A 7,136-nucleotide genomic window follows, 5' to 3' on the forward strand; every position below is an offset into this window, starting at 1 on the left:
CGCTTCTAGTTGATGATGAAATCCACAACCGTTAGATACAAAAAAATCCAGCCGAAGCTGGATTTTTATATTTGGGACTCTGATTAGCCTAGTAGGCTTAGTGCAGAGTTTGGCGCTTGCTTAGCTTGAGCCAAGATAGAGCTTGAAGCTTGAGAAAGAATTTGCGACTTAGTTAGTGCAGTTGTTTCTTTCGCGAAGTCAGTATCTTTGATACGGCTCTTAGATGCGTTCACGTTTTCGTTGATGTTATCAAGGTTGTTGATTGCATGCTCGAAACGGTTTTGGAAAGCACCCAGTTCAGCACGGTGGCTATCTACGTATTGTAGCGCTGCGTCAACAACTGCTACTGCTTCTTGAGCGCCACCAACTGATGTTACGTCGATAGTATCTACAGTCTTGTCACCAGATGCTGCCATACCTAGGTCAGTAGATAGTGCACCAGATAGTGTTACAGCGCCGTCTACTTTGTTTTGACCAGCGAATAGCTGAAGTTTACCGTCTTCGTTTACAGAAGCTTTAACGAAATCTTGTTGACCGTTAATGTAGGTTGCAACTTCTTCGATATCGTCGCCTTCTTTAGCATCGATAGAGATAGTTTGTGCAGTACCAGATACATCGTTAAATGCCATAGTGATGTTTTGAGTACCAGCAGCAACCGTCCAATCAGAACCTTTAGAGTTCGCAGCTGCGTAGCTTGAACCACCCATGCCAGCATTGTCACTACGCATGTCGTTTAGTGTAAGCATTACTGCTTCACCGTTGTCCGCACCAATCTGCATAGATTTAGTTTCGAACGTACCGTTTAGTAGTTTGTTACCACCGAAAGAAGTTGTTTCAGCGATACGGTTCAATTCGTCGTTCAGTGCTGTCACTTCTTCTTGAATCGCAACACGCTCAGATTTTGAGTTAGAGCCGTTTGCAGATTGTAGAGATAGGTCACGCATACGTTGCAGGATGTTCGTAGTCTCGTTCATCGCACCTTCAGCTGTTTGTGCGATAGAGATACCGTCGTTCGCGTTACGTACTGCTACGTCTAGGCCGCGGCTTTGAACGTTTAGACGGTTAGAGATTTGAAGACCAGCTGCGTCATCTTTTGCGCTGTTGATTTTCGAACCTGAAGACAAACGCTCCATTGAAGTTTGTTGTGAGTTTGTCGCTTGATTTAGGTAACGCTGAGCTGTCATTGCTGAAACGTTAGTATTTACATTCACTGCCATGGTGATTTCTCCAATTGATTTTCCGATGTTTCCGGTTTCCGACGTCTCGGAAAACCAAGTAGTTCTCTCAAAGTTACTTTCTTTAACGGCGCGGTTTTGGAAACCTTTAGTATTTTTTTAAGTTTTTTTTGAAAAAAGTCTGTTTGGCGAGAAAGGTGTGACGAAAAGGATAAAAACAATAAAAAGTGCATATTTCTGCTAAAGCTTTCCTTCGTTAGGTCGATACCATTCTCTTTTTCGAGAATTTATCTCTATCCCAGCAACGTCAAAGCCAAATTAGGCGCTTGTTTTGCCTGCGCGAGTATTGATGTACTTACTTGCTGCAAAATTTGCTGCTTAATCATCTGTGTGGTTTCTTTTGCGTAGTCAGTATCTTTGATACGGCTATTCGACGCCGCTAAGTTTTCATTGATATTGCTTAGGTTATTAATCGCATGACCAAAACGGTTCTGCATTGCACCCAGCTCTGCGCGGTGGCTATCGACATATTGCATCGCAGTATCTAATACCGCCACTGCTCGTTGCGCGCCACCAGCACTGGTTATATCAATATTATCAACCGCTTCATAACCCGCTGTATTAAGTTGAAGCTGATTTGCTAAAGAGCCAGAGAAGTTAATCGTGCCCGACGTTTCTTTTCCCGCCATGAAGATCTGTAACTGACCCTCTTCATTCACTGACGCCGATATTTTGTCTGTTTGACCATTAATATAAGTGGCTAGTTCTTCGATATCGTCGCCGACCTTAGCCTCTACATTGATTGTCTGTTGCACGCCTCTTGCGTCAGTATAAGTCATATCCAACTGCTGCTGACCCGATGAAACCTGCCATGTAGAATCGGCTTTCGCGTTAGCAATATAACTAAAGCCCCCCATCGCAATATCATCAGTACGCATGTTTTTTAATGTCAGTTGAACCGCTTCACCTGAACTTGCGCCAATTTGAAATGCTGAATTTTCAAACGAACCATTGAGCAATTTTCGACCACCAAAAGAGGTCGTTTCAGCGATTCTATTCAATTCATCATTCAAAGCGCTCATTTCTTCTTGTAACGCTTGACGCTCTGCAGAACTGTTTGCGCCATTTGCTGACTGCAAAGAAAGATCACGCATACGCTGCAATATATTGGTCGATTCATTCATCGCCCCTTCTGCAGTTTGCATGATAGAGATCCCATCATTGGCATTACGCATCGCCACATCTAGACCACTCATTTGAGTTTCAAGACGATTAGAGATTTGTAAGCCGGCAGCATCATCTTTGGCGCTATTAATACGACTCCCTGAAGAGAGTCTCTCCAAGGATTGGTTCAACAACTCTGTCGCATTGCTCAAGTGGCGCTGCGCGGTCATTGCAGAAACATTGGTATTAACGGTAATCGTCATGAATGCATACAACTCTATTTGGGATTACTCTCTGTATCGGCAAGAGTTGGATTTCTTTAGTTTAAATTGTTCACTAAACGACAAAGCCGAGCACTATGGCTCGGCTTTATAATTCACAGCAGGTGATATCGATTATTTCACAGCAAGCGCTTGTAGCATTTCGTTACTAGGAGCGAAGAAATAAGCGCCTGTCACCGCATGGGTAAAGCGAAGCATTTGGTCCGTCTTGCCATCTGTTGCACCGTACATGCTTTCTAGCATCGCTTTAAAATTGTGCAGCGTATTACAGTAAGCAATAAACAGCAGACCATGATCACCACTTGCGCTGCCATAAGGCAAGCTATGGCGAACAATCTTAAGGCCTTTGCCTTCTTCTTTAATATCCACACGCCCAACGTGAGATTGCGCAGGAACATCATCTAGCTCGATAGAATCTGGCTTCGTGCGGCCAATCACTTTTTCTTGCGCTGAAATGTTCAAACGATTCCATGCCGGCAGATTATGCACAAAACGTTGCACCATCACGTAAGACCCACCAACAAACTCACCTTGAGGAATGATCGCAACTTCTTCACGTACCGCCTCTTTCGGGTTCTCTGTACCGTCAACAAACATGGTCATATCGCGTGAGTCTAGGTAACGGAAACCTGCAGTTTCATCGACCACTTCCACATCGTCTGCAATCTCACTTAATAGGTTGCGCAGTGTATAGAAGTGCAAATCATGGCGATTTGAATGAAGGTGAATCAACACATCAACGTCTGTACTTGGCGCAACCACATCGCCCTCACCTAGTACAGGAAACTCAATAAGCTCTGCTGGCATCGTTTGATTTAACATCGCCCAACATTGGTGTGTGAATGCAATCGAAAGGGTTAAGTTCGCATCTGGTTGCTGCTCATTTAACTCCGAAACCAACTGCGGTAATGCTTGAAGTTGGTTAATGACTTGCTGTGGATTCTGCTTAATTTTTAGCAGCGTGTACTGCGCAAATGGTCCTGCTTCAGGAAGAATTGCCGTTTGAGGGTGTGACATTATTTGCTCCTCAGTTGTTATTGTATTTTTGCTCAGTGTAATTGTTATTTCAGCTTAGATATTGATTATGATCAGGCGCATCACTGTTGTTTGAGCGCCTAACTGAATTTACTTATACGTTTACTTAGTCGGTATTTGACTTAAAACAGTCAGAGACGGTTTTACTTTGATAGAGATAAATCGAAAACCATAAAAGTGCCAACATGATCATGCCATTTACCCAACTGAACGCCCCCGCCTGTAGATAGACGTGATACAAACTTTGCCCGAGTTGGATAATCGTTATCACTAGAGTCACTGGTTTGGCTAACCACTTTACTAAATTCACTGCCCAACGACGCTCTGGTGAGCGTAAACCAATCAGCCACATAAAGAGAATACTTGGTACACCCATGGCAAGGCCTAAATAAAGCATGTGGTAATCAGGATAGACATAATTGAGGATTTTATCACCACTGTTACGAGTGACTCCTACGGCAATAAAAACGATCCAGGCTCTCGCGAGCAGCAACCACCCTAGCCAAAGCCACTTTGGTGCTTGGAGAAAACCGTTTTTATCGTATGCTTCAATGGCGTAACGCATATCTCGCCTGCGATATAGAAAGGAAAACAGCCATTACTTTACTCAAATTTGGTTAGCTTGCTACTCATTGATGAAAATATTCTGCAAATCTTGCCTGCCAACTCTTTGCATCAAGTTGCCCCACGTGTTTATAAACAATCTCACCTTGACCATTAACTAAGAAAGTCACCGGCACGACCGTTACCGAAAGCTGATCAGACAACTCTCCCTTAGGGTCGTAAATAACATGCTGAAAAGGGTTACCCATTTGATTAAGAAAATGAATGGCCGATGAGCGCTTGTCTCGGTAGTTAACCCCTATAATGGGGATACCTTGTGCATTTAACTCTTCGATAAAACCATGCTCTGCCCGGCAGTAACCACACCATGACGCCCAAACATTAATTAACTGCATATCGTGGCTGATTAAATCTTGTAACGACAACGCTTGTGGAGAGTGCAGCTCTTTAACATCGATGGTTGGTAAACGCTGCGTAGAAGCAGACAACTGAGGCCCTAAGTTACCTTGGCGAACACCGACAACAAGCACCACAGAAAAAACTAGCGTCATCACCAATACCAAGACAATTTTTTTCATGCACATCTCTCGCAGTCATTCATCACTTTAGTAATACCCCATCTTAAAGTGGCATTTCTAATCTCAATTACAGGAACGCGAAGCAGACCAACAAACTACCCCATGGTAGACTGGCAAATATCAGGAATAATGAAGACGTTACAATGAAACAGAAAGTTGTCCCATCAGAGCAAACTCAACAAGAAGCAATGAAAATAGCCAAAGCAACCCAAAAACCCGGCCAAACCAAAGAGCAGACCAAACTGGTTGCCCAAGGTATAGAAAAAGGCATTGCTCTATACAAAAAACAGCAAAAAGAGAAATCGCGCCAAGCAGATAAAGCGAAGAAGAAAATAAAAAAACAAAGACAAGCAGAAAACGCCGACAATATGGAAGTCGCAATAACTGAACCTCGGATGACGACCAAATCCTCTAAGCTTCCTTGGATACTTTTGGCACTCAGCTGGATCGGGTTTGCGGTTTATTTCGGGTTTTCCAAATAAATAAAAAAAGCCAACAGCGATTAAAACTGTTGGCGAGAGCGAGTAGATTATAGCCCTCAAAATCAGGTGTACAATATAAACTTGGGGGCATTTATATTATCCACCTGACGCATGTCCGTTTAGCTCTTCAAAATAAACGTATCACTCAAAGCTCTAAGATCTTCCCCAATTCTAGCTAACTCCTTACCTGCTTCCTCTGTTTGTTGTGAAGCTAGTGACGTTTGCTCAACAACCCCTTGTATCGTGTTCATTCGTGTACTTACTTCTTCTGCTACAGTACCTTGCTCTGTAACAGCTTGATGAGCCTGTGCACTCATATCGGTAATCTGACCAATTTCCGTCGAGATCGAAGTCAACGAGTTATTCACTTCTTCTGTTTGAATCACCATTGCCGATACCTGTGTCTTGCTTTCAACCATCTTATCAACGGCAGATTCGGCCCCAGACTTCAAGTTGTCGATCATTTTTTCGATTTCCACTGTCGAATTTTGTGTTTTTTGTGCTAATGAACGAACCTCATCAGCAACAACAGCAAAACCGCGCCCATGATCACCCGCTCTAGCCGCTTCAATTGCAGCATTTAAAGCCAGTAGATTAGTTTGATCTGATATATTTTTTATTACATCGAGAATAGATACAATATTCTCACTATCTACACGAACGGATTGAATCACTTGCTCTGATGCATTGATAGCTTCAGCTAACTCGTTCATACCAGTGACAGTTGCGATAACGAGGTTATTCCCTTTTTTGGCTTCTTCATAAGCAAGGTTTGCTGACTGTAGAGTATTTTCTGCTTTCAATGCTACTTCATGCGCTGATGCACTCATCTCCGTCATTGCCGTTGCAACTTGCTCAATATCTTGTTGTTGTGCAACAACACCGTTACTCGTTTCATTGGTCAAAGCAGATAGCTCTTCGGACGAAGTCGCTATATATGAAATGTTGTCTTTCATCCCTCCGATCATATCCCGTAACCGTTTAGCCATATCACTAGTAGCATTTGCTAGTATACCCAACTCATCTTTTCGTTCAGTAGATAAGCTAACATCCAAATCTCCATCAGCGATTTTCTGGATACCATCCACACAGTTAGATAACGGTAATACAATAGAACGACTCATTAGATAGGATATTCCGCCTCCGAAAAGAACAGCCAAAGTCGCGATTGAAAAGTTCATCAAAACCATCTGATCACCACTTTCATCAAGGTTTATTTGTGCTTGAACTCTCAACGCTTCAGCTAAGTCCTCTATTTCGATAGTATTTTTAGCTAATAAAAGTCCATCTTTTTCTGACTTCCTTTGCACTTCTACATATTGATTAAACGATACACTATAATAAGAAATTAATTTAATTAATGCACTTTCATCCTCCCCAGAAAATGTAGAAGACGTTAGCTTTTTCATTTTACTAACAATTTCATTTATTTCTGTTATATACTCTATATTTTTAGATATCACATAGTTTTTTTCTGCTCTCCTTGCTTCCAACATATATTTTATCAGTCTATTGGAATCATCTGCTCTATCGATAAGACTATGTGCACTACTTTGATATATATTTCGTTCTTGATTTAGCAGTCCATATAATTCTTTTTTAGCCTTTTGCCTATGCATATCAAAGGCATCATCAACATCTCTAGCAGAATCTCTCATTCCGTCAGATAATTTGTCTAAAACAACTAAATTTCCAGCATAAGACAGTAAAGCAGTTTCATGTTTTGATATATTATCTATTATTTTATTAATTGCTATTTTTTCTGGCCCATCCGATTCTTCTTTCGCAATCTTAACCAACCAGTTATTAATATCGCTCAAAATCTCTATTACTTTCTCACGATATTCGACATTATGT

7 protein-coding genes are annotated in these 7,136 nt (G+C 41.9%); 1 reads left to right on the forward strand and 6 read right to left on the reverse strand.

Annotated features, from left to right (window positions below):
- Positions 1 to 83: 83 nt before the first annotated feature.
- The 5 genes from OH461_RS06720 to OH461_RS06740 all read right to left on the reverse strand — a co-directional run bounded on the left by OH461_RS06720 (position 84) and on the right by OH461_RS06740 (position 4,797).
- Complete coding sequence (locus OH461_RS06720; protein WP_270019817.1) at positions 84 to 1,217, reverse strand: flagellin; 1,134 nt, start codon at positions 1,215 to 1,217, stop codon at positions 84 to 86.
- A gap of 251 nt (positions 1,218 to 1,468) precedes the next feature.
- Positions 1,469 to 2,602: a flagellin gene (locus tag OH461_RS06725; protein WP_270019818.1), complete on the reverse strand. Its 1,134-nt coding sequence runs from the start codon at positions 2,600 to 2,602 to the stop codon at positions 1,469 to 1,471.
- 132 nt (positions 2,603 to 2,734) lie between these two features.
- Positions 2,735 to 3,637 carry a Dyp-type peroxidase gene (locus tag OH461_RS06730; protein WP_270019819.1) on the reverse strand — a complete coding sequence of 301 codons (903 nt, stop codon included), beginning with the start codon at positions 3,635 to 3,637 and terminating at the stop codon, positions 2,735 to 2,737.
- A 124-nt stretch (positions 3,638 to 3,761) separates the two neighbouring features.
- Positions 3,762 to 4,220, reverse strand: a complete 459-nt coding sequence (locus OH461_RS06735) for a DUF2919 domain-containing protein (RefSeq protein WP_270019820.1) — start codon at positions 4,218 to 4,220, stop codon at positions 3,762 to 3,764.
- 64 nt (positions 4,221 to 4,284) lie between these two features.
- A complete protein-coding gene (locus OH461_RS06740) occupies positions 4,285 to 4,797 on the reverse strand; it encodes a DsbE family thiol:disulfide interchange protein (RefSeq protein ID WP_270019821.1) in 513 nt (170 codons plus the stop codon).
- Between the two features lie 143 nt (positions 4,798 to 4,940).
- Between OH461_RS06740 and OH461_RS06745 the strand changes: the two genes are divergently transcribed.
- The gene (locus OH461_RS06745) at positions 4,941 to 5,279 is read left to right on the forward strand and encodes a DUF2956 domain-containing protein (RefSeq protein ID WP_270019822.1); all 339 of its coding nucleotides are present in this window, start codon (positions 4,941 to 4,943) and stop codon (positions 5,277 to 5,279) included.
- Between the two features lie 119 nt (positions 5,280 to 5,398).
- On the opposite strand, the gene OH461_RS06750 is transcribed toward OH461_RS06745, so the two are convergent.
- Positions 5,399 to 7,136, reverse strand: a 1,738-nt coding sequence (locus OH461_RS06750; protein WP_270019823.1) for a methyl-accepting chemotaxis protein, incomplete at its 5' end; no start/stop codon positions are given.

It is taken from the genome of Vibrio sp. LaRot3 (assembly GCF_027587025.1).
Taxonomy (GTDB): domain Bacteria; phylum Pseudomonadota; class Gammaproteobacteria; order Enterobacterales; family Vibrionaceae; genus Vibrio.